This window comes from Acinetobacter sp. YH12138, assembly GCF_015218525.1.
Classification (GTDB): domain Bacteria; phylum Pseudomonadota; class Gammaproteobacteria; order Pseudomonadales; family Moraxellaceae; genus Acinetobacter; species Acinetobacter amyesii.
Genome location: NZ_CP048671.1, coordinates 88,825 through 107,477 on the forward strand (window position 1 = coordinate 88,825; position 18,653 = coordinate 107,477).

Below are 18,653 nucleotides of genomic sequence, written 5' to 3' on the forward strand. Positions count from 1 at the left end.
GATGAAAAAAGTAAAATATACCCCCGAAATTAGAGAAAGAGCGGTTCAATTACTAATTGAATCCGAAAAAGATTATCCATCGAATTGGGCTGCAATCACTGCTATTGCGCCTAAGATAGGTTGTACTCCTGAAACACTACGTGTTTGGTATCAAAAATATTTAGATCAACAAAATCCTATCAAAGTACAACAGGCATCAGATCAAGAAAAAATGAAGCAGATGGAACGTGAAATCAAAGAATTAAAGCGTACCAATGAAATTCTACGTAAAGCAGCTGCTTTTTTCGCCCAGGCGGAGCTCGACCGCCCACACAAATAATAGTGGATTTCATCCATAGCAATAAAGACTTATATGGTGTTGATGCGATTTGTAGGATTTTACCGATCGCAGCTTCAACCTATTACCGAACTTTAGATCTCGCGGACAATCCAGAACATCGAGCGAAACGTGCTCTGCATGATTTACATCATGCAGAGCAAATTAAACGTATTTGGAAGGAAAGTTTGGGCCGATATGGTGTTCGTAAAGTTTGGCAACAACTGAGACATGAAGGCTATGTGATAGCACGCTGTACCGTAGTTCGCTTGATGCGAAAGCTAGATATACAAGGTGTTTGGCGTGGTAAGAATAAACAAACCACCCGTAGCCGAGAGGATCAAAAACAAGCAGATGATTTAGTGAAACGTAATTTTAGTGCTGATCGACCTGACCCTTGCGAAGCAGTGCTTCTCAGGTCAGTGACTTTACGTATATTCAAACCAAGTCAGATTGGGTGTATACCGCATTTATTATTGATGTGTTTTCACGAGCAATTGTTGGATGGAAAGTATCGACACGCATGAATACAGATATGGTACTTGATGAATTAGAACAAGCTTTGCATGATTGAGGTATGCCAAAGAATGTAATTCATCATTCAGACAGAGGTTTGCAATACCTCTCTATTCGCTACACCAATCGTCTAGAAGCAGCAAATTTACGAGCGTCAGTCGGTACGACCGGTGATTCGTACGATAATGCTTTGGCTGAAACGGTAAATGGCTTATACAAAACAGAGGTGATTGAATATTTAAAAGCAGATTGGCAAGGTTTAGCGGATGTACAACTTGCGACACTAAATTGGGTAGATTGGTTTAACAAAAAGCGTGTACACAGTGCACTGGGTTATGTATCGCCTTTTGAGTTTGAAGCAATGTACTATGATAAGATTAATCCGTTAGGTCACGTGGCCTAACTTAAATAAAAATGTCTCCGACAAACCCGGTACGGTTCAATTTTGGTGGCTATTCACTATGCTAGAATGGCATATAAATTATTCTGACTAAGTGAATGAAAAATGAATGTAAAAAAAACAGCTTTTTTTTTAGTATTTTTGAGTTTACTTGGTCTTAATAGTTGTACAAAGACTGTACCTCAGAAAGAAAAAAATCTTGTTAAATCAGAGTCTTTATATAAACAAGGTCAAAAATATTTTTTAGGTGATGGTGTAGAACAAAACTATCAAAAAGCTTTGGAATATTTTGAAAAAGCTGCAAATGAAGATTCTGTAGTTGCTCAAAATGATTTAGCAGGTATGTACTTCAAAGGAATAGGTACACAAAAAAATGAAGCTAAAGCTTATTATTGGTTTAATGAAGCATGTAAATTAAATTCTTCTGAAGCTCAGTATAATTTAGGTGTAATGTATGACAATGGATATTATGTAGATAAAGATCGAACAAAAGCTTTAGATTATTATAACTTATCTGCAAAACAAGGATATGCTCGGGCTCAATTCAGCCTCGCTAATGCATATCTTGATGGAAATGGTATTGAAAAAGATATCAATAAGGCCATTAGCTTGTATACCGATGCGGCTAAACAAAATTTACCAGATGCTCAATACAATTTAGCCAACATATATGAAGAAGGAGCTATAGTTCCAAGAGATGAAAAAAAAGCACTCGATCTTTATATACAAGCAGCAAACCAGAATTTTCCTATAGCTCAAAATAATTTGGGTTATATGTATGCGAATACCTATAATGATCTAGAAAAAGCAAAATATTGGTTTCAACGGGCATTTGAGAATGGTTATAGAGATGCTGGGGATGCACTAAAAAAAATAGAATCAATATCTAATTTGTATTAGTTCAGATTTGATCGTACATTCTTCTTGAAAAAGAGAAAGTTACCCGTTTTGATAAAGGTGTCGAAATCTTAATCAAATAAAGGTAACTTTCTTATGTTGCATACTAACAATCAAATCATTAAACACAAAGTAGAGGTCTGCTCAATTTAGCTAAAGAGCTTCAGAATGTATCCAGAGCATGCAAAGTGATGGGTGTTTCAAGAGATACATTTTATCGCTATCAAGAGTTAGTGAAGTCTGGTGATATTGACGCACTGATCAATAAATCCCGTCGAGTACCAAATTTAAAAAACCGTGTAGATGATGCTACTGAACAGGCTGTTATTGATTTCGCAATTCAATATCCCGCATATGGTCAGCACCATACTAGTAATGAATTACGCAAGAAGGGTGTATTCGTTTCAGGGAGTGGGGTTCGCTCTATATGGCTTCGTCATGATTTAGAAAACTTTAAGAAGCGTTTAAAAGCACTTGAGGCTAAAGTGGCACAGGATGGTATTGAATTAAATGATTAGCAGATTGCGGCACTTGAACGTAAGCATGAGGATGACGTTGCTTGTGGTGAAATCGAAACAGCTCATCCAGGCTATTTAGGCACACAAGACACCTTTTATGTGTATGATTCATAGAGATCGTTTCAATTTAGCGATCTCTAAATCCATTTTGTAATTGGCATGTTTAATCCGTTCATTGGATGGGTTGTATTGCTTCAGAACCTCGTCTGAGAAAGGAGTTTCTTCACATAATTCAAAGTACCTTTCCATCGGTATTTTACCTTTCAAAGCTGAATGTGGTCTCATCCAGTTATAGTAATGCTGCAATTCGGCTAGCTTGTCTTGGATAGCTTCAGAATTAATATCTACAGTAGCGTAGAACTCAGATTTATCAGTCTTTTGTGAGCGCTCTACTTTGTGATTCAGATGAGGTTAACCTGGTTTATTTGGCCTAAATTTTATCCCATGCTGCATCATTTTTTTCTGTACTTTTTCAGCAAAGAATTCCCGCCCTCGATCGGTCTGTATTCGCTGTATGGGAAAAGGCATTTCTTCAATTACGCAATCTAAAAAGTCGAGAGTATTCGCTGCTGTTCGGTGTTTATATATCCTTAAAACGCGATATCGTGTGTAGTCATCGATAGATGTATACTGATATAGCCCAGGACCCAGTTTACAGGTATCCATTTGAATTCTATCGTCTGGTAATGGGCGTTCATAACGAATAAAATCTGCTTTACGACGAAATTTTTATTGGTTTGGCTTGATGGGAGGATAGTACTTTATGGATAGACGCTAAGGACAGCGAGACTCCGTGCAGCCTCATCAATTCTGTTTGCAAACGTCGGGCACCAAGATTTCTGGCTGAACGTATTTCTAATATTTAGACTTCTAGCTCAGCACTGATTTTAGTATTTGGCGATTTTAAGGGACGTCTACTCTGGCTACTTAACCCATCAATACCTTGCTCAGAATATCGTTTCCACCACTTGCGTAACGTTGGTCTGGAAATGCCACATCTCCGACAGACTAGGCCAGCATCATTGGTCTCTTCAAATAATTTAACCCATACGAGTCTTTGTTGAATTTCTCTGTTCATAGACACCCATTAGATTGAAATGATGTCTATGAATCACCCCCCTAAACTAAGGCTGATCGGCAATCAATTCACATTGGTTAATGAGCTTAATCAAAGTGTTTTGCACATATTCTTCAAACTCAATACCTTGTTCTTCCGATATTTTTTCAATTTTTTTAAGAACATCACTATCTAATTCAAATTCTATTTTCTCTGATGTTTCCATTAGTAAATCATAGTTATTTTCGACCATTTTTTTGAACATTTCTTCTAAGTTGTTTCTCGATGATACTTTGAAAGATAGTCGTAAAGAGCTATTAATAATTTCAACATGAGTATATCCAATATATTCAGTCAATTTTCCTACAAATCCTAAATGCTTCATAATCATGCTCAAATATACTGAAAGGAAATAGCTCTCTACTAATAGCTATGTAAATTTAGCTAAACTTTCCTTTACAAACGTTGGATCAACAATAAATAACCTAATTAATGATGTTGCTGCACCAGAAGGTCTTCTCACACCTTGTTCCCAAGATTCTAATGTACGTTTGGAAACACCAAGGAGCTTAGCAAACTGTTCTTGTGTCAGCTGTGCCTTTCTACGTGCTAAAGCTACATCTGTTTCAGTAATTACTGTTCTTTTTGCAGCATTATTTGCCAACATATCATCGATGCCTTGTAAGATTTCAGCCTCAATATCTCTTGTTGCTTCAAAGGCTTCTAGTTCTTTTTCAGTCATTAAACGAGTCATTTAATTTCTCCACGAATACTTGAAGGGTTTTCTTACTAAGTTGTACCGTTTGCTTTTTACTGTACAAGGTTAATAACCAAATCTCTCCATTCGTTAAACGATTAAAGTAGATGACTCTGACACCACCACTTTTGCCTCGACCACCGCTAGTCCATCTGATCTTACGAATGCCACCCGAATTAGGTTCGACATCCCCGGCCTCAGGATTTAATGCCAAGAATGTTTTAAATTCCTCATATTCTTCCTGAGTTCAATAAACAAGACAGTATTTGGTAAATAAAGGGGTTTCACATATTGTATACATTGCTTGTGTTTATACTACCTTGTAGTAGTTTATTTTATACTACTTTGTGGTACTTTTAAATATGAATGTGTAATTCGTAGGATGAAAGATGATATATTATTTTACAGAAGAGCCCTTCTAGGTAGTGTTATCTAGGAGGAAAAATGAAAAAACTGAAACTGATCCTAGCCAAAATAATGGACAGTACTTCCCTCTAAAGATAACGTAACGTTAACTTTGGAGATACAAGAAATGGCCAAACGTTTTAGTCCTGAATTTAAACAGCAAGCAATTGATTATGCACTTTCAAACTCACACGAGTCAGTAGCTGCAATCTCCCAGAAATTAGGTGTGGGTTATTCAACATTAGATAAATGAATTCGTGAAACCAATCCGGCAGGTTCAAGCAAACGTCAACTTTCACCAGAACAACAGCGGATCCTAGAATTAGAGAAAGAAGTCAAACAGCTCAGGAAAGCCAATGACATCTTAAAAAAAGCGCATGTGTACTTTCTGACAGATCATGCCAAGAAAAGTACACGGTAATTCAAGATCTAGCTGTGAATGGAGTCACTGTATCTTCTGTCTGTAAATGCCTGGGTGTCAGCACTTCAGGCTATTATGCCTGGGGTTGCTGCGCATATGCGTCCATTCCTCGGAAATATTAGTACGACACCTTCACGTGACTTACCAGACTCTCAAAACTGCCACGACTTTGGTCAGTATTTGATTGATGCACCGCATAAATTCGGAATGACTGATGAAGAACTTATCGCAGCCAAAACAGACGGTCACATGGATACCAATTCGATTCATCCAGGCTGTATTTTGATTTGTCCTGTGAAAGTACCAGGTGCAGGTGTCTACATGGGGGATATGCATGCGCAACAAGGCAATGGTGAAATTGCAGGACATGCCATGGACGTTTCAGGCGAAACAGAATTACAAGTAGAAGTGATTAAAGGCTTAACAATTGACGGCCCAATTTTACTTCAAGCACCAGATGACTTACCACCAATGGCACATCCATTTACCAAGGAAGAGCGTGAAAAAGTGAAAGCTTTAGGTGCGCGTTGGGGACAAACTGAGATTGAGGAAAGTGCTCCAATCACATTTATGGGAACAGGTAAGAACCTCAATGATGCAACGGACAATTCATGATTACATCCATTATTATAATCATGAAAGAATACAACTAAATTTAAAAGGATTGAGCCTTGTTCAATTCAGAACTCAATCCTGTTGTTAACTAAACTGTCCAAGATTTGGGGTTCAGTTCAAATGGGCGGTTTTTTAGTTGCCTAGATTGTAGTAATGGTCCAGTTGTCTCATTTGGTAGTCGCTCATTTCAGCATCCTTAAAGAATTCATCTCTTGACTCAAGTACATCTCGAACATCCTTTATGATCTCTTTTGCCTGAAACTCGGTTAACCCAAAGGCATTGCAGCGACTCAATAGATTTTGCGCCGTTCCGATTCGGCCTTCTTCTCCCACGGCGATCGCATGTTCTTTTGGGTAAGATGCGCGAGATCCGTGCGGTAGAACATCAAATAGAGGGCTGAGTGAATAATGATGATTTTTCATGTCATGCATTAAGAAGCCATGGTTTTTTAAATGATCATCTGTATTACTGATCATCACATTCAAGACCATGCGCTTATATAGCTCTAATTGATTGCTGATTGCGTCATGGCAAATTTGACTGCAGATCTTAGACAAATGCATATAAGACATCTTTAAGTCGTCTACGCGCACTTTACGAATGTTCATAAGGCTGTGTGCGCTGATGTAGTGTTTCTTTCGCTCAGGGCAGTTACGATCAAAGCGCTCAACAAGCAAAATAGGGTTGCCTTCAACTTCTTCAAGCTCGACATTGCTGACATTCAAACCTAAAGCTTGCGCCATCTTCATTGATGCATATTCAACTTTTGCATTATCAAAGAGGTCATCGGATTTATTGAATTTCGCAATCCACTCAATGCCTTTGTGCTGTACGACCACTTTAGGTCGCGCACCCCCCATTGATGACCCATGGTGAATGAGTTTTGATAAATAATTATCGGTCATCATGCTGATCATGTTCGGGTCTTGGTGCTGATCAACTGCTTTAGATAATTTTAAGTAAGCCTGTAAGTCAGAGAATTTAACAAAGGATTCTTTGCCAACGGTTTTGACCGCTTTAGAAGACAAACTCGCCACTAAGCACCCAACTGCATTACCACGTGCCGCAATAAGCCATTCAATTTGATTGAGTGGTACGCGAGTGTGCTGGGTTAACGTAAGCTTACGACCCCAATTGTCGGGCGTAGCATCTGCAAGTACGCCAAAGCCATCTTTAGCTGCAGTGGTGTACGCCGTGTTGGGTGTAATAAATGGTAGGTTAATTGGATCAAGCTCAAATGAGTTATTGAGATCCAAATAGCTCTTACCATAAATAAAATTATAGATTGAATCTTTGAGCGCATATTGAGCAACAACTTGCGGCGTATCGCCTGTATCCAAAAAAATGTAGCAGCTCTTAATTTCTTCTTGCATGGATAGGTTTTTAGAAGTCATCACTCATATCCTCTGATTTATTATTAGCGCGGACTCGAACTTTTTTGGTAGCGAGTGCTTTTCCAACTTCGTCATTTTGTGGGTTCGCAATACTAAGCAAACTGTCTTCCAAGCCAAATACAACGAGAATGGAAATAAGATTTTTTAGGTTAGAGCTGGGTTTGCCGCTTTCAAGTCGTGAGATTGTCTTTTCATCCACATGCACACGGTTAGCCAATTCGCTAATCGTCATATTCCGGTTCATGCGTGCTGTTTTAATGTTACTCCCGATCTGAACTAACAGATCTTCAACACCCTCAAGCATAAAATCACTTGCTGCTCTTTTCATGAAAAATCTCCTCAATACGGTCATTATATACCGATTAACCGACTTAAGCAGTGTTTTATGGGTGTTTTTAAATTATATTTGTAAGAGATTTTAAGCTCTTGAGCCTATTTGCAGGGTTGGTGCATAATTTAAATTGACTTGAGAGGAAGTGCGCTGTGTAAGTGTGAGAAATAAAAGAAAGGTAAAGTAATGGATCAACCGAAAATTCTTTTGGAAATGGAGCAATTTTGTGAAACTAATAGCAATGTAAGGTTAATGCTCAGGGAAGTAAGTCGTTATCCTTTAGGTGAATGCGTCATGGAACGTATGTCATTAAAAACGCAGGCCATACAGCGCATAGATGACATGGTAATGTTTCATAGGTTTGCAATGTCTGTACATAAACAGTGATCTTAGCCAAAATAATGGACAGTACTTCCCTCTAAAGATAACGTAACGTTAACTTTGGAGATGTAAAAATGGCTAAACGCTTTAGTCCAGAATTTAAACAGCAAGCAATTGATTATGCGCTTTCAAACTCACACGAGTCTGTAGCTGCAATCGCCCAGAAATTAGGTGTGGGTTATTCAACATTAGATAAATGGATTCGTGAAGCTAACCCAACAGGTTCAAGTAAACGTCAACTCTCACCAGAACAACAGCCCATTCTAGATTTAGAGAAAGAGGTCAAACAACTCAGGGAAGCCAATGACATTTTAAAAAAGGCGCATGTGTACTTCCTAACAGATCATGCCAAGAAAAGTACACGGTAATTCAAGGTCTAGCTGTGACAGAAATTAAGGTTTCATCTGCCTGTAAATGCCTAGGTGTTAGCACTTCGGGATACTATGCTTGGCGGAAGCGACAGATTTACGCTACTCAAAAATATACTGATTTAAAAGCTGTATATTGGCAACACCATGCTCGCTTAGGAGCACCTTCATTAGTTCATGACATGCATGATTTAGGTTACTGCATGAGTGAACGTACAGTTGGAAGGATGCTAAAAAAGCTTGGTTTACGCAGCAAGATTTCCCGCAAATATAAGCATACAACTGATTCAAATCATCGTTTGCCGACGGCACCGAATTTGTTAGATCGCCAGTTTACAGTCACTCGGCCAAATAGAATTTGGACGACCGACATAACGTATATTCACACCAAAGAAGGTTGGTTTTACTTATGCGTGATACTAGATTTATTTAGTCGTCGTATTGTGGGTTGGCAAACCAGCCATCGAATAGACCGTCAATTGACGTGTGATGCATTTAATTATGCAATGGCTCGTAAGGGGTATCCAATGGATGTTATGGTCCATTCTGACCAAGGCTCACAATACTGTAGTCGAGATTTTAGAGCGCTATTGTTGACGAATAACTGCATTCAAAGCATGTCTAGACGAGGCCTTGCGCAGTATACTGCTCATGGGATAATGCGGTGACGGAAAGCTTCTTTCATACATTGAAAGGTCATGTGGTACACGGGAGTGTGTTTACTACCCGAAAAGAAGCCAATGCTGTCTTGTTTGAATATATTGAGATTTACTACAATCGAATTAGACGGCATTCTGCAAATGGCTGGTTAAGCCCAGAAGCTTTTGAACAGAATTATTTCAAGAATTTAGAGGGACCGATTGTCCACGATACTGTCTAGGATCATCTCTGCATTAGTCACAATAATGTCCCAAATTTCACGCATTTTATTGGCTTTACTAGTTTTTTTCCCTTGTATGGTACTGCTTGGCTTTTGCGTATTTTGTGGTACAGCCCTTGCTTTACAACCACAATCACTTGTTTTGGGATCCGCAGATACTCGAATCATCGCAAGTTTTGTGCTACTACCTAAAAATCTTGTGTAGTTAGTCATTTGTTTTTGATCAGGAGGGTCTTTGCTGTCCAAAAACTTAATTTCGACCCAATGTAAAATATTATCAATCGTTGGCACTTTCATAATATCTTTCACCACAATGACATCAGCCCCTATTCGATGATCTCCTCCTGGGGTTTCCATAAATTTATGTCGCGGAGGATTAGCCCCTGAAACCATCAATGGTTGTTTGCTTTTTATGTCATAAATCACTTCTGCTTTAATTGGACATTTATGTTCCATCACAATATCTACCAAGGCAAAAATCACTTGTACCGCTTTTTGTCTAAGATGGCGTACCCCCCATAAACTAATCACCTTATCAGCCATGGTTTCTTTTCTTGGGGCTTTTCCTGTTACACCACCAATCTGATTGCTAAAACAGCAAACTATACAAATCACTGATTTAAATAAAATTGGTTTCTTGGTGTAAACCTCATACTACGCCCCCGACCCTTGAAGCTTGTGAAGGTGCTGTAGGTTTAGTTGAACCACTCGGTTGTGGTGTTGTTGAACCTCTTTGCTCTTTTTTAATATCCGTTGCAACTTCTGTTGCAAAAGAAAAAAATAAACTCAATCAACTCTTGGGCTATATCTGCGCCAATATCTTTCAAAAAGGTAATTAGATGTTTTTTTACCAGTTCGGTGGTAGCTTTAGCTGCCTGATTTAATAACTTTTTTAGGACATAGAGTAAAGCTCTTAATAAAAATGCAAGTACAACATAAACAGCAGCAGCAATAACTGGAGCAACCATAATTTTCTCTTATTCTTCTATTTCTAAATCAATATCATCAAATTCATCTTTTGATCCAGTCAGTGAAAAGCAAATGGCTTTATCTGGATGGTCAACAATAAATGCTCAATGCGCACCAACTGCTCGTTTTGTGATGTTTGGTTGTAATACAGCATCTGATGACAAAGTTGTTAGAGTGTTTGCTAAAGATTTATCTGAATGTTCTAATTTTCAAAATGTACAAGTATGGGGACAAACTGGACCTGCAAAACCTTCATTTTATCCAGATAAGAGAGATAGTAGTGTCTTAAGAAATATGGGAACTGGTTGGACAGTCAACACTACTTATATGGTGGCTTCTACGCCAGGTGATGGTTTTGCTGCAACTCGTGGTGTGCCACTATTTTCTCCACCTGCTCTACCCATGAAAAAATTTATCAATGGTGTATTAATAGAAACAGCATTCCAAAATCAATTTAATGATCATAGGAATAACGTAAATTGAAGAAAAAAATTGGAATTTTTATCATCCTTATAGGCCTAATTATGGTAATAGCTACTAATTTTGAAAAGAAATATGAAACTCAGATCAGTATTGACTTAGATGAAGATGTAAGGAAAGATAATTTAAAAATAATAATAAATACATATGGTTATTTACTAAATGGTTATGAGTCAAGTAAACATATTGGTCAGACAAATACGTATTTATTTTTATATAAGGATGCTCAGATTCAAGATTATAGAAATACTAAAATCAATAAATATAGTGATTATTATATCTACGCTAAATATGGAAATAAGTATGCAAAAATGAAGTATACAAACTCTTTAGTTATGGGAAATAATGTAACTTCTATAAAAATTTTTATTAAAAAATTTAATGATTTATATTACATTTCTTCAAGTAATATAACGCCCAGTATTGAAGCTATTTCAGAAAATTCCTTTAAAGACATAGATGCTTTCAAGAGTAATAAGCATGACATTAAGATGTTAGGCTATCTAGATAAGCCTTAATTATTATGTTTACCTTAAGTCGGTTTTGTTGCACAAAGATTTCATAACTATATGATTTTAAAAGTTTTGATTATTTTTTGATACAAAATTAAATTTATTTAAATCAGATGCTTACATATTTATGCAACAAAGCCTATTCAATTCAATAAATGAATATTATGCTCAATCCTATTTTGGATCATTTGCAGAGTCTCTGCTTGAATTTGTCCAGGTAATAGATCATGAGCGATATTGCTGAATCGGATTGCAACCTTACAAATAGAGCCAATAATTTCATCGACTTCTTGAGCAGAAAGTTCTGCTTCCTGAGTACCAAGTTTTACAAGAGCTTGTCGAGGAATATCCAGTGCCTCACCCATGATATCCATTTGATGATATCCACCTGGCCCTTCACAGAAAGTAACATCATAGGCAGGGGCGAGTTTCCATTGCCCATTTTGAGACATCAGAAATGAAAAGTTTTTGCAATGATCATCTCGATTATTGAAGACTACATTGAAAACAGCTCGCTTGAATGCAATTGCTTTTTCGCGAACATCATTGGTGCAAAAGTGTGCAGCGCGAAGAAAGTTACTGTAGTCTAAACTCCCTGGTGATTTAAAATCAGCTCCGGTGAAGGCAGCTAAACTTTGCATAGGGATACGCATACCATCATGGCGGTCAAATCTTTTTGATGCAAATGCGGTTAATCCATTCGGAAGAGTAAAATATTGAGTATCAGGGGTGTCAATATCACAATGACGTAAACATTCTGCATAAACAGCTTCAATTGCACAAACTTCAGGATGCTCTTGCTGAGCGGGAAATTTGATCAGCCAGGCTTCATGTTGATGTGAGCTAACTGTTGAGAATTCGTTGGTGACAGGATCACGATAGACGAGTGCTTTTGGCCTTGCACCTTGTGGTGATCCACCCATAACTAATAAATGCTGTAAAAATTCAGCACCTTCTCCTTTGAGAACTTCCTGGACTTCTTGGGCGAGTTTAAGCAGTGGAATATTTTCAGTTAATGCTAACTCAGGTGCTGAAGGTTCAAAGGATAATGCCCCCATCGCATGTGTATTAATATACGTTAGTCTTTCTAATGGCCCAATCCGTGCTGGATTGAGTCCATTTTTTTTAAATAAGCGATCCATAAGGAGCATGCCCCAACCATCGGGTAGGGCATCATATATAGGACCTGGCAATCCCATTTGATGTGCAGGAAAGTTCGTTCTTAATGGGTCACCTTTTAACGGAAGTAGGTAAGAGGAAAGTTCTAAACCTTTACTGATCGCTTCTGCACTGTATTCAAAGGCGATTAATGGTCGACCTGTGATTGCGGTTGAGGAGACCAGTGTACCCCAAAGCCAATATTCACCCCATCCATTGTAGTAAACATTAAGTTTTTTGAGCATGGATTTATTTCCTTTTGATACGTTGGCGAGCCGTATTGCTCTCATAGCGGAGAATGTCATCTACACTGTTTAAATGAGGTTTAAAGAGTTCCTCTAATTCTTTTAATCGACCCAGTACCATGGCAACGCGTACTAAATTTTCAAATGAAACATTTCGACCAGCTTCCAAATTAGATACTGTATTTACACCAATACCAGCACGTGTAGCGACGTCTGCCTGAGTCATTTCCAGATAAAGTCGTTCCTTACGAAGCCTTTCACATAATAAAGTAACAACTTCTTCAGGTTTTTTGAATATTAAATCCATAATATTGGGTCTTATGTCTATATATGTGTATTAAACCACAAAATAATGGAGTTATAAAATAAACCGACTTAGTCGGTAAGGAGGGTACTTTATTGGCCTGATTAGATCCTATTAGATTAAAGAAGTCTAATTAGACATTTACAATCTAATAGAGTCTAACAACTTGCTTTAAGCTCAATCAGTTTCGCGTGGTGTCGCGAGGAACCGTGATTTGCTATCAGTTCAATCTGGAATATCTGACACAAGTGGTCTGGAGTAATGAGGTCGATGGGCAGCTCTTTGCCTTTCTTGATACCTTATTCAGTACCGATTTACAATTTATTCATCATCTTCCGCAAACATTGCTTCAATTTCATCCCAGTGCGGAAATTTATACTTGTTTTTATTCACTTCAAATTGCAGGCCTACTGCATTAAGTATAGATTCAAATATGCTAAATGAGCCTGTAAAGTGGCCATTTTCTATCTCTGAAATTGTTGTTTTATTAACGTTCGTTTTTTCTGAAAGATTTTTCTGTGTATAGCCCAGAGCTTTTCTTGCCAAACGTATTTCTTTACCTATTTCTTCTCTTGAAGCCATATCAATTCTAACCCTAGAAATTTGTTCGCTATATAGCAAACTTTTATAGTGATTTTTGAATACCTTTGAATTTATAGGGTTCGATGTTGCCTTAAATTATTTGAATAGAGCTCATATGTGTATAGGATTTTTAATCCTTTAGAATTAGGCTAGCCTGTCTCTTGATGTAAAATCAATAATACTTGGACATCTATTCTTGTTTTATCTGGACATTTTTTTCTGCTTTAGGGTTAAATGAAACTACACAAAGATGTGGAACTTTGATTAAAGAACAGGCGTGGAACAGTAAAATTCAACAAAAAAGCCGTTCCAGTGCGCTGTTTACTGGAACGGCTTTAGTTAAGATATTGATAATTATAGGAAAATTCAAGCATTTCGTATAACGCGTATTATGTTAATTTAGCTTACTCTATGACATTATTCAGGAATATTAACCAAACTAAAATCCTCTAATTTTGTTTGTTCATTAAAAATATGGCTATTAAATTTATATGATTCTTTTAACCTAAATTTTTTTGTATGCTCTGTTTTATTGCTATTATGGTATTGATTATATTTAAAAAAAATATCACCATCTTTTTCATATGGATAAATTAAAACCTCACTACTTCTATCGTTATTACCTCTTATTGAATATTCATCTTCAATAAAATAAATATTTTCTCCAGAAATATAAGCAAATTTATTATTCTTTTTGACAAATATCTCATACATTTTAAAATCATATTTATTATTTAGTGGATAATAGATACCATTTCTTAGTAGTGTAAACATATGATTCTTATTTGAATTAATGTTGTTCATATCATTAATTTTTCTAATATTTATTTGAATCTCTTTATCTATATGATGATCAGTTAAAATTTTAAAACTAAGTGTAGGCTCTGTGTTCATAGTTTTTTGTATCCTATTCCAAATAAATACGCTAGAAAAAATTAATAAGATTATAAAAATCAATGGATAAATTATTTTTTTCATTTTATCTTCTTAATATAGCCTTTGGTTTGGGATCATAATTAAAAAAAGATTGATCTTTTTCATAGAGTAAGTTTCCATTCTTATAAAATCTCATAGGTTCTGCTTTTACACCAAAAAAATGAGCTTGTTTACCTTTTCCTGGTTTTGAATCTACCATATAAGTATCAGCAACAGACCAAGCTAAATCGTTACTTCTAGCAAAAGACGTAATTCTTTTAGAAGGGGAAAAGGATGGAAAACTTGAAGCACTTTGTCCGCCGACTTCCACATTTAAAAAATTAGGTAAGCAAGAAATATTTTGAGCGAAACTTGGGTTATTTGCAGAGTTACATCCAAAAAAAGTGCACCTAACATTACTAGAACACCAAGGCGTTGTTGCACAAAGATTTCATAACTATATGATTTTAAAGGTTTTGATTATTTTTTGATCCAAAATTAAATTTATTTAAATCAGATGCTTACATATTTATGCAACAAAGCCGATACTACAGGACACATTGGTGGAGCTTGGAAAGAAGCAAGTAGTGTGGATGCATTAAATAGAAAAAGTACTAGAAATGGGACTTTTGATGTAAATATGAAGAAAGTTGGAGATTAAATAGCGTGTTAGAAAATTTCAATAGGAATGTTACGTTTTTAGATGACTATGATCCTAATTGTTTTATAGGTTTATGGATTGATGAATGTGTTTGGTCTGATAAGGAATACTGGAAGTTAGAAAAAGATCTTTTAAGCATCAATTATCATTATTCCAATAATGTGGCTATTCCTAGAAATATTTTGTGTGGAATAATGAGAATTACCCAGTTAATGATTATTCCAAATTGGAATGATTTTGAAATTTATAAAGAACATGAGTTGTATACACTAAATGAAGATTGGGTAGTTCCAACAATTTTTGATAGATATGAAAGATTCAAATATTTATTAGGGATTTTGTTTACAGAAGAAGTTAGCTTAGAAAAGTTAGATTTTGGTTATAATCTGAAATCTAATTAAAGTTAACATAATACACGTTATGCGAAGTCAAAAATGGGAGCTTAAGCTCCCATTTTTATTGATGATTTTTTAATTCTTTCAGCATAGCATCCCGTAAAATTTCATTCATTCGTGTTTGATAACCTTTGCCTTGTGCTTTGAACCAAGCAAGTACATCAGCATCTAACCGAATTGAAGTTTGTTGCTTCACTGGGCGGTAAAATTGATTTGGGCGTACAGCACTGCTCCAATCGGTAATTTCAGGAATATCTGATAGATCTAGCTGATCATCCGGAACCGTGCCTTTAGCAAGCAAGCGTTGAATTTCAGCATCTTGCTTCTCACTAAATTTCTCATTCAGCTCTTTGCGTGAGTATCTAACCATGCTCATATTTGTTTCGCTCCGCTTTAGTCACTTGCCTTGCACTAATGATTCGTATGATTTCACAGTCATCTTCATCAAAAATGGTGTGAGCCACCAATAACATTAGTACGCCTTTAACTCGTCCAATGGTTTGCCAACGTTCTTCACCATCGGTATGTCTGTCTTGGATTGAGATCCTTAATGGATCTTCAAAAACAAGGCTTGCAGTTTCGAAAGAGATATCATGCTTTTTCTGATTCTTTCGATTCTTAGCCTCATCCCATTCAAAATACTGTTTCATAAAAAACATTCAAATTTGTATATACAATAATGTATCACAAAATTGTATCACTCAACCCAATTGGTGTAATTTTTAGTCAAAATTATTGGCAAAACACTCCAAAACCGCTCATAAAAAAGCCGACTTGTTTCCAAGTCGGCTTTTGAACATCATCGAGCAAATAATTTATATCATAAGTTTTTGATTTTTATATGTTTCAATTTGTGCATTTCGTATAATGCCCATTATGTTAATTAATTACCTTCTCAAAATTATATGTTTTACAATCATATAAAGTATCTTTTGGTAGTTTACTATTTTCTAAATACTTCAATAAAAGTTCCTGTTTATGATTAATCCAATCAAAAGTATCTTTATCTGTAGGTAGTACCGCATTTGGATTTTTTTCTTTATATAATATTAAAAATTTGTTAATTAAGCAGTAATCATTTGCAATATGTGGTCTATATGTCATTTGTTCATTAACAGAGAATCCTTCTTTTCCTGCTTCCTCTAAGCCTTTCAGTGAAGCTATTTGAAATAAAACATGTCTAAATATAGTATCTTTTAGATCTATAGGTGTTTTTGAATCTAATTTATTAATAAGTTTCAAATTATAGGGTAAAAATGTTAGTACAACACTTGCTGAATGTTCTGCTTCCAATTGAGCAGCTTTAAGATTATCCTTATATTCATTAGCGAAACTACAGCTACTTAACTGAAAACTTAAGACTAATACCATTAATTTATTCATATTAATAACCTAATTTTTTATAGCTTTCATTCAATCCATCACCCTTATAAGTTCCATCTTTTCTAAGTAACTCTAACATTCCAGCATGATAATCTTGATTAAAAACTTTTTTATACATAGCCCTATTAATCGTTAAAGGCCCTTGATTTTCAACTAATTGCCTTGTATCTACCACAGTTTTAGCAACACTAATCTTATCTTTGACATCTAAAATTAATTGAGCAATATCATAAAACCCACCTATAGACTTAGTTGTTCTTAAAGCAAACGTATCAGACTGAAATTCTGCAACTAATTTTGCCGCGTCTTTAAGCGCATTTTGTCTCACATATTTTTGAAAATTAATATAATGTTGAGTATGAAAAGATGCTCTATACCACATTTCCTCTGGAACCTTATTCATATCATATTCGAGACCAAATCTAGCTGCTAATAAGAGTTCAATATCATTAGTAACTTCTTCCCAATATTCCTTTGCCATCATAAAGTTATATGGTCTTGCCATATAATAACCAACAACTTTAATGTAAGAATTGCACAATGGAGCTGTTAATATTTTTGTAGGATCACAGGCTTTCTGCTCAACAGGCCAATCTACATTTTTTCCATTTATATATTGAGCCATTATATTTAATCCATTGGTGGTAGAGGTTTTGAAAGATCATAAGTTAAGAACTGAATATCTTGTGCTCTTGATCCAGTAGTTATTTCTTTTGTGTGACCATTTTCATCAGTTTCTCCTTCAATAACATTTCCATCAGGATCAACTAATTTATAATACATATTTGCTACGGGTTTATTAGAATGCTCATCTAATAATTGATAAACCATACCATGTATTATTTCTTGATTAGTTTCGACAAAACTATTTTCAATGGGAATAATACTCGAAGCAGCAGATGAACCATAAGAAGAACCACTATCACCAACGACATGGACTTGATTAGGCATTAAAGTTGCGCCACACGTGAACTTATCACCCACATAAGCGACAGCTTTCCCATCGAAAATCACATGATCATTGCTCTTAATCAAAGTTGACCAACATTTACATTTTGGACAGGCAAATCCATCACCAGCTCGAAGAAATAGATTCCCCATTTGTGAGCTACGTGACTGAGTTGAAATTACTACTCCACCATGGTCAGTGGTTGAACCATGAATACCAGAACCTTTAGACATTCTTTGAGTCTCCAAGAGTTGGATTCATAAATCCTTCAGGAATCATTGCATCATGATATAAACGTAAAATATGTGATGTGATCGGACTATCAATGATTTCATCGCCATTTTCTAATGGTGAACCAACGAGTGCCGCGGATCGATCATGAACAGTGATAGCACTGCCAGCGCCAGAGATAATTTTTGCAGTTGAACCATCAGCATATATGGCTTCATCACCAACTAGAGCTAAAGAAATGCCTTTGACTTTATAGGTGTCGGTAGAGGCTCTTATCAACCCACCTTTTTTTGTTTTAGCTCCATTAAATGCAGCATAAAATTTGGTATACGGTTTATGATCCCAATAGAGCTGTTCTGCTTGCTGAATCTTTTGAATATCATTTTGAGAAAGTTTTTTTAACTGCTCTTCTGGCAGTTGATGTAAAAAAGTAGGGCTAGTCATGCTAGATCCAATTATTTTAATTAAGTAAAGAATAACAAAAGAAAAAGTGAAGCAAAAATTAAAAATGTAATGGTTCAAATTTCTACTAAATATGAGTCCATTTAACATAATCTATATTATACGAAATTCTTCTGTTAGAACCCAATCAAAGTATCTATATCCTCACCA

The 18,653-nt window shown here is 36.0% G+C and carries 21 protein-coding genes, 9 pseudogenes and 1 other annotated feature; of the genes and pseudogenes, 11 read left to right on the forward strand and 19 right to left on the reverse strand.

Going from position 1 to position 18,653, the window contains the following annotated elements:
* Position 1 precedes the first annotated feature (1 nt).
* The 3 genes and pseudogenes from G0029_RS16505 to G0029_RS16515 form a co-directional block, all read left to right on the forward strand.
* Positions 2 to 1,235, forward strand: a pseudogene (locus G0029_RS16505) (IS3 family transposase).
* Positions 277 to 393 (forward strand) — a sequence feature (AL1L pseudoknot). (Overlaps the previous pseudogene by 117 nt.)
* A gap of 102 nt (positions 1,236 to 1,337) precedes the next feature.
* Complete coding sequence (locus G0029_RS16510) at positions 1,338 to 2,132, forward strand: tetratricopeptide repeat protein (RefSeq protein ID WP_180109922.1); 795 nt, start codon at positions 1,338 to 1,340, stop codon at positions 2,130 to 2,132.
* A gap of 93 nt (positions 2,133 to 2,225) precedes the next feature.
* A pseudogene (locus G0029_RS16515) lies at positions 2,226 to 2,749 on the forward strand (helix-turn-helix domain-containing protein); the annotation flags it as partial.
* A 6-nt stretch (positions 2,750 to 2,755) separates the two neighbouring features.
* Here G0029_RS16515 and G0029_RS16520 read toward each other — a convergent pair.
* From G0029_RS16520 to G0029_RS18345, 4 genes and pseudogenes are all read right to left on the reverse strand, one after another.
* Positions 2,756 to 3,725, reverse strand: a pseudogene (locus G0029_RS16520) (IS481 family transposase).
* A gap of 46 nt (positions 3,726 to 3,771) precedes the next feature.
* A complete protein-coding gene (locus G0029_RS16525) occupies positions 3,772 to 4,089 on the reverse strand; it encodes a hypothetical protein (RefSeq protein ID WP_180036203.1) in 318 nt (105 codons plus the stop codon).
* Positions 4,090 to 4,134: 45 nt separating this feature from the next.
* On the reverse strand, positions 4,135 to 4,458 hold the full coding sequence (locus G0029_RS16530) for a helix-turn-helix domain-containing protein (RefSeq protein ID WP_180109923.1): 324 nt from the start codon (positions 4,456 to 4,458) through the stop codon (positions 4,135 to 4,137).
* A pseudogene (locus G0029_RS18345) lies at positions 4,439 to 4,762 on the reverse strand (transcriptional regulator). The gene G0029_RS16530 and the pseudogene G0029_RS18345 overlap by 20 nt, the downstream one beginning before the upstream one ends.
* Positions 4,763 to 4,993: 231 nt before the next feature.
* Here G0029_RS18345 and G0029_RS16535 point away from each other — a divergent pair.
* From G0029_RS16535 to G0029_RS16545, 3 pseudogenes are all read left to right on the forward strand, one after another.
* Positions 4,994 to 5,370: pseudogene (locus tag G0029_RS16535) on the forward strand (transposase); the annotation flags it as partial.
* Positions 5,357 to 5,896 (forward strand): annotated as a pseudogene (locus G0029_RS16540) (acetamidase/formamidase family protein); the annotation flags it as partial. The pseudogenes G0029_RS16535 and G0029_RS16540, both read left to right, overlap by 14 nt.
* Before the next feature lies 1 nt (position 5,897).
* Positions 5,898 to 5,990, forward strand: a pseudogene (locus tag G0029_RS16545) (IS3 family transposase); the annotation flags it as partial.
* A 44-nt stretch (positions 5,991 to 6,034) separates the two neighbouring features.
* Here G0029_RS16545 and G0029_RS16550 read toward each other — a convergent pair.
* Both G0029_RS16550 and G0029_RS16555 read right to left on the reverse strand, forming a co-directional pair.
* Positions 6,035 to 7,297 (reverse strand): type II toxin-antitoxin system HipA family toxin, encoded by a 1,263-nt coding sequence (locus G0029_RS16550; RefSeq protein ID WP_227591938.1) that lies wholly within the window; start codon positions 7,295 to 7,297, stop codon positions 6,035 to 6,037.
* Entirely contained in the window at positions 7,287 to 7,625 is a 339-nt protein-coding gene (locus G0029_RS16555) for a helix-turn-helix domain-containing protein (protein WP_111886070.1), read from the reverse strand. The genes G0029_RS16550 and G0029_RS16555 overlap by 11 nt, the downstream gene beginning before the upstream one ends.
* A gap of 458 nt (positions 7,626 to 8,083) precedes the next feature.
* Here G0029_RS16555 and G0029_RS16560 point away from each other — a divergent pair.
* Positions 8,084 to 9,257 (forward strand): annotated as a pseudogene (locus G0029_RS16560) (IS3 family transposase).
* On the opposite strand, the gene G0029_RS18350 reads toward G0029_RS16560, so the two are convergent.
* Both G0029_RS18350 and G0029_RS18355 read right to left on the reverse strand, forming a co-directional pair.
* Positions 9,225 to 9,800, reverse strand: a complete 576-nt coding sequence (locus G0029_RS18350; RefSeq protein WP_227591939.1) for a hypothetical protein — start codon at positions 9,798 to 9,800, stop codon at positions 9,225 to 9,227. The pseudogene G0029_RS16560 and the gene G0029_RS18350 overlap by 33 nt on opposite strands.
* Positions 9,801 to 10,000: 200 nt before the next feature.
* Positions 10,001 to 10,225, reverse strand: a complete 225-nt coding sequence (locus tag G0029_RS18355; RefSeq protein ID WP_227591940.1) for a hypothetical protein — start codon at positions 10,223 to 10,225, stop codon at positions 10,001 to 10,003.
* A 73-nt stretch (positions 10,226 to 10,298) separates the two neighbouring features.
* Between G0029_RS18355 and G0029_RS16570 the strand changes: the two genes are divergently transcribed.
* Together G0029_RS16570 and G0029_RS16575 are read left to right on the forward strand one after the other, a co-directional pair.
* Positions 10,299 to 10,709 (forward strand): hypothetical protein, encoded by a 411-nt coding sequence (locus G0029_RS16570; RefSeq protein WP_180109925.1) that lies wholly within the window; start codon positions 10,299 to 10,301, stop codon positions 10,707 to 10,709.
* A complete protein-coding gene (locus G0029_RS16575) occupies positions 10,706 to 11,224 on the forward strand; it encodes a hypothetical protein (RefSeq protein ID WP_227591941.1) in 519 nt (172 codons plus the stop codon). The genes G0029_RS16570 and G0029_RS16575 overlap by 4 nt, the downstream gene beginning before the upstream one ends.
* Before the next feature lie 137 nt (positions 11,225 to 11,361).
* On the opposite strand, the gene G0029_RS16580 is transcribed toward G0029_RS16575, so the two are convergent.
* The 5 genes from G0029_RS16580 to G0029_RS16600 all read right to left on the reverse strand — a co-directional run bounded on the left by G0029_RS16580 (position 11,362) and on the right by G0029_RS16600 (position 14,753).
* On the reverse strand, positions 11,362 to 12,621 hold the full coding sequence (locus G0029_RS16580; RefSeq protein WP_180108329.1) for a type II toxin-antitoxin system HipA family toxin: 1,260 nt from the start codon (positions 12,619 to 12,621) through the stop codon (positions 11,362 to 11,364).
* A 4-nt stretch (positions 12,622 to 12,625) separates the two neighbouring features.
* Positions 12,626 to 12,928 carry a helix-turn-helix domain-containing protein gene (locus G0029_RS16585; RefSeq protein ID WP_111886029.1) on the reverse strand — a complete coding sequence of 101 codons (303 nt, stop codon included), beginning with the start codon at positions 12,926 to 12,928 and terminating at the stop codon, positions 12,626 to 12,628.
* Positions 12,929 to 13,246: 318 nt separating this feature from the next.
* Positions 13,247 to 13,507 carry a helix-turn-helix domain-containing protein gene (locus tag G0029_RS16590; protein WP_180036186.1) on the reverse strand — a complete coding sequence of 87 codons (261 nt, stop codon included), beginning with the start codon at positions 13,505 to 13,507 and terminating at the stop codon, positions 13,247 to 13,249.
* A gap of 417 nt (positions 13,508 to 13,924) precedes the next feature.
* A complete protein-coding gene (locus G0029_RS16595; protein WP_180109926.1) occupies positions 13,925 to 14,401 on the reverse strand; it encodes a hypothetical protein in 477 nt (158 codons plus the stop codon).
* 85 nt (positions 14,402 to 14,486) lie between these two features.
* Positions 14,487 to 14,753: a hypothetical protein gene (locus tag G0029_RS16600; protein ID WP_180109927.1), complete on the reverse strand. Its 267-nt coding sequence runs from the start codon at positions 14,751 to 14,753 to the stop codon at positions 14,487 to 14,489.
* Positions 14,754 to 14,966: 213 nt separating this feature from the next.
* Between G0029_RS16600 and G0029_RS16605 the strand changes: the two are divergent.
* Together G0029_RS16605 and G0029_RS16610 are read left to right on the forward strand one after the other, a co-directional pair.
* A pseudogene (locus G0029_RS16605) lies at positions 14,967 to 15,083 on the forward strand (toxin C-terminal domain-containing protein); the annotation flags it as partial.
* 5 nt (positions 15,084 to 15,088) lie between these two features.
* Positions 15,089 to 15,484: an Imm41 family immunity protein gene (locus G0029_RS16610; RefSeq protein WP_180109929.1), complete on the forward strand. Its 396-nt coding sequence runs from the start codon at positions 15,089 to 15,091 to the stop codon at positions 15,482 to 15,484.
* A gap of 55 nt (positions 15,485 to 15,539) precedes the next feature.
* On the opposite strand, the gene G0029_RS16615 is transcribed toward G0029_RS16610, so the two are convergent.
* The 6 genes from G0029_RS16615 to G0029_RS16640 form a co-directional block, all read right to left on the reverse strand.
* Positions 15,540 to 15,854, reverse strand: coding sequence for a BrnA antitoxin family protein (locus tag G0029_RS16615; RefSeq protein WP_070155399.1), 315 nt, complete (start codon positions 15,852 to 15,854; stop codon positions 15,540 to 15,542).
* On the reverse strand, positions 15,841 to 16,128 hold the full coding sequence (locus G0029_RS16620; RefSeq protein WP_092818268.1) for a BrnT family toxin: 288 nt from the start codon (positions 16,126 to 16,128) through the stop codon (positions 15,841 to 15,843). The genes G0029_RS16615 and G0029_RS16620 overlap by 14 nt, the downstream gene beginning before the upstream one ends.
* 229 nt (positions 16,129 to 16,357) lie before the next feature.
* The gene (locus G0029_RS16625) at positions 16,358 to 16,861 is read right to left on the reverse strand and encodes a hypothetical protein (protein ID WP_016803256.1); all 504 of its coding nucleotides are present in this window, start codon (positions 16,859 to 16,861) and stop codon (positions 16,358 to 16,360) included.
* 1 nt (position 16,862) lies between these two features.
* Positions 16,863 to 17,486 carry a hypothetical protein gene (locus tag G0029_RS16630; RefSeq protein ID WP_180109930.1) on the reverse strand — a complete coding sequence of 208 codons (624 nt, stop codon included), beginning with the start codon at positions 17,484 to 17,486 and terminating at the stop codon, positions 16,863 to 16,865.
* Positions 17,487 to 17,491: 5 nt separating this feature from the next.
* Positions 17,492 to 18,043 (reverse strand): PAAR domain-containing protein, encoded by a 552-nt coding sequence (locus G0029_RS16635; RefSeq protein ID WP_180109931.1) that lies wholly within the window; start codon positions 18,041 to 18,043, stop codon positions 17,492 to 17,494.
* Entirely contained in the window at positions 18,036 to 18,485 is a 450-nt protein-coding gene (locus tag G0029_RS16640; protein WP_078426712.1) for a PAAR domain-containing protein, read from the reverse strand. The genes G0029_RS16635 and G0029_RS16640 overlap by 8 nt, the downstream gene beginning before the upstream one ends.
* Positions 18,486 to 18,653: the final 168 nt, after the last annotated feature.

Excerpts from the sequence above, each read along its gene's own strand:
- G0029_RS16525 (WP_180036203.1), bottom strand. The coding sequence starts at position 4,089 with ATGAAGCATTTAGGATTTGTAGGAAAATTGACTGAATATATTGGATAT.
- G0029_RS16620 (WP_092818268.1), bottom strand. The coding sequence starts at position 16,128 with ATGAAACAGTATTTTGAATGGGATGAGGCTAAGAATCGAAAGAATCAG.
- G0029_RS16635 (WP_180109931.1), bottom strand. The coding sequence starts at position 18,043 with ATGTCTAAAGGTTCTGGTATTCATGGTTCAACCACTGACCATGGTGGA.
- G0029_RS16530 (WP_180109923.1), bottom strand. The coding sequence starts at position 4,458 with ATGACTCGTTTAATGACTGAAAAAGAACTAGAAGCCTTTGAAGCAACA.
- G0029_RS16595 (WP_180109926.1), bottom strand. The coding sequence starts at position 14,401 with ATGAACACAGAGCCTACACTTAGTTTTAAAATTTTAACTGATCATCAT.
- G0029_RS16625 (WP_016803256.1), bottom strand. The coding sequence starts at position 16,861 with ATGAATAAATTAATGGTATTAGTCTTAAGTTTTCAGTTAAGTAGCTGT.
- G0029_RS16590 (WP_180036186.1), bottom strand. The coding sequence starts at position 13,507 with ATGGCTTCAAGAGAAGAAATAGGTAAAGAAATACGTTTGGCAAGAAAA.
- G0029_RS16630 (WP_180109930.1), bottom strand. The coding sequence starts at position 17,486 with ATGGCTCAATATATAAATGGAAAAAATGTAGATTGGCCTGTTGAGCAG.
- G0029_RS16640 (WP_078426712.1), bottom strand. The coding sequence starts at position 18,485 with ATGACTAGCCCTACTTTTTTACATCAACTGCCAGAAGAGCAGTTAAAA.
- G0029_RS18355 (WP_227591940.1), bottom strand. The coding sequence starts at position 10,225 with ATGGTTGCTCCAGTTATTGCTGCTGCTGTTTATGTTGTACTTGCATTT.
- G0029_RS16615 (WP_070155399.1), bottom strand. The coding sequence starts at position 15,854 with ATGAGCATGGTTAGATACTCACGCAAAGAGCTGAATGAGAAATTTAGT.
- G0029_RS18350 (WP_227591939.1), bottom strand. The coding sequence starts at position 9,800 with ATGGCTGATAAGGTGATTAGTTTATGGGGGGTACGCCATCTTAGACAA.
- G0029_RS16550 (WP_227591938.1), bottom strand. The coding sequence starts at position 7,297 with ATGACTTCTAAAAACCTATCCATGCAAGAAGAAATTAAGAGCTGCTAC.
- G0029_RS16510 (WP_180109922.1), top strand. The coding sequence starts at position 1,338 with ATGAATGTAAAAAAAACAGCTTTTTTTTTAGTATTTTTGAGTTTACTT.
- G0029_RS16555 (WP_111886070.1), bottom strand. The coding sequence starts at position 7,625 with ATGAAAAGAGCAGCAAGTGATTTTATGCTTGAGGGTGTTGAAGATCTG.
- G0029_RS16580 (WP_180108329.1), bottom strand. The coding sequence starts at position 12,621 with ATGCTCAAAAAACTTAATGTTTACTACAATGGATGGGGTGAATATTGG.
- G0029_RS16570 (WP_180109925.1), top strand. The coding sequence starts at position 10,299 with ATGGCTTTATCTGGATGGTCAACAATAAATGCTCAATGCGCACCAACT.
- G0029_RS16585 (WP_111886029.1), bottom strand. The coding sequence starts at position 12,928 with ATGGATTTAATATTCAAAAAACCTGAAGAAGTTGTTACTTTATTATGT.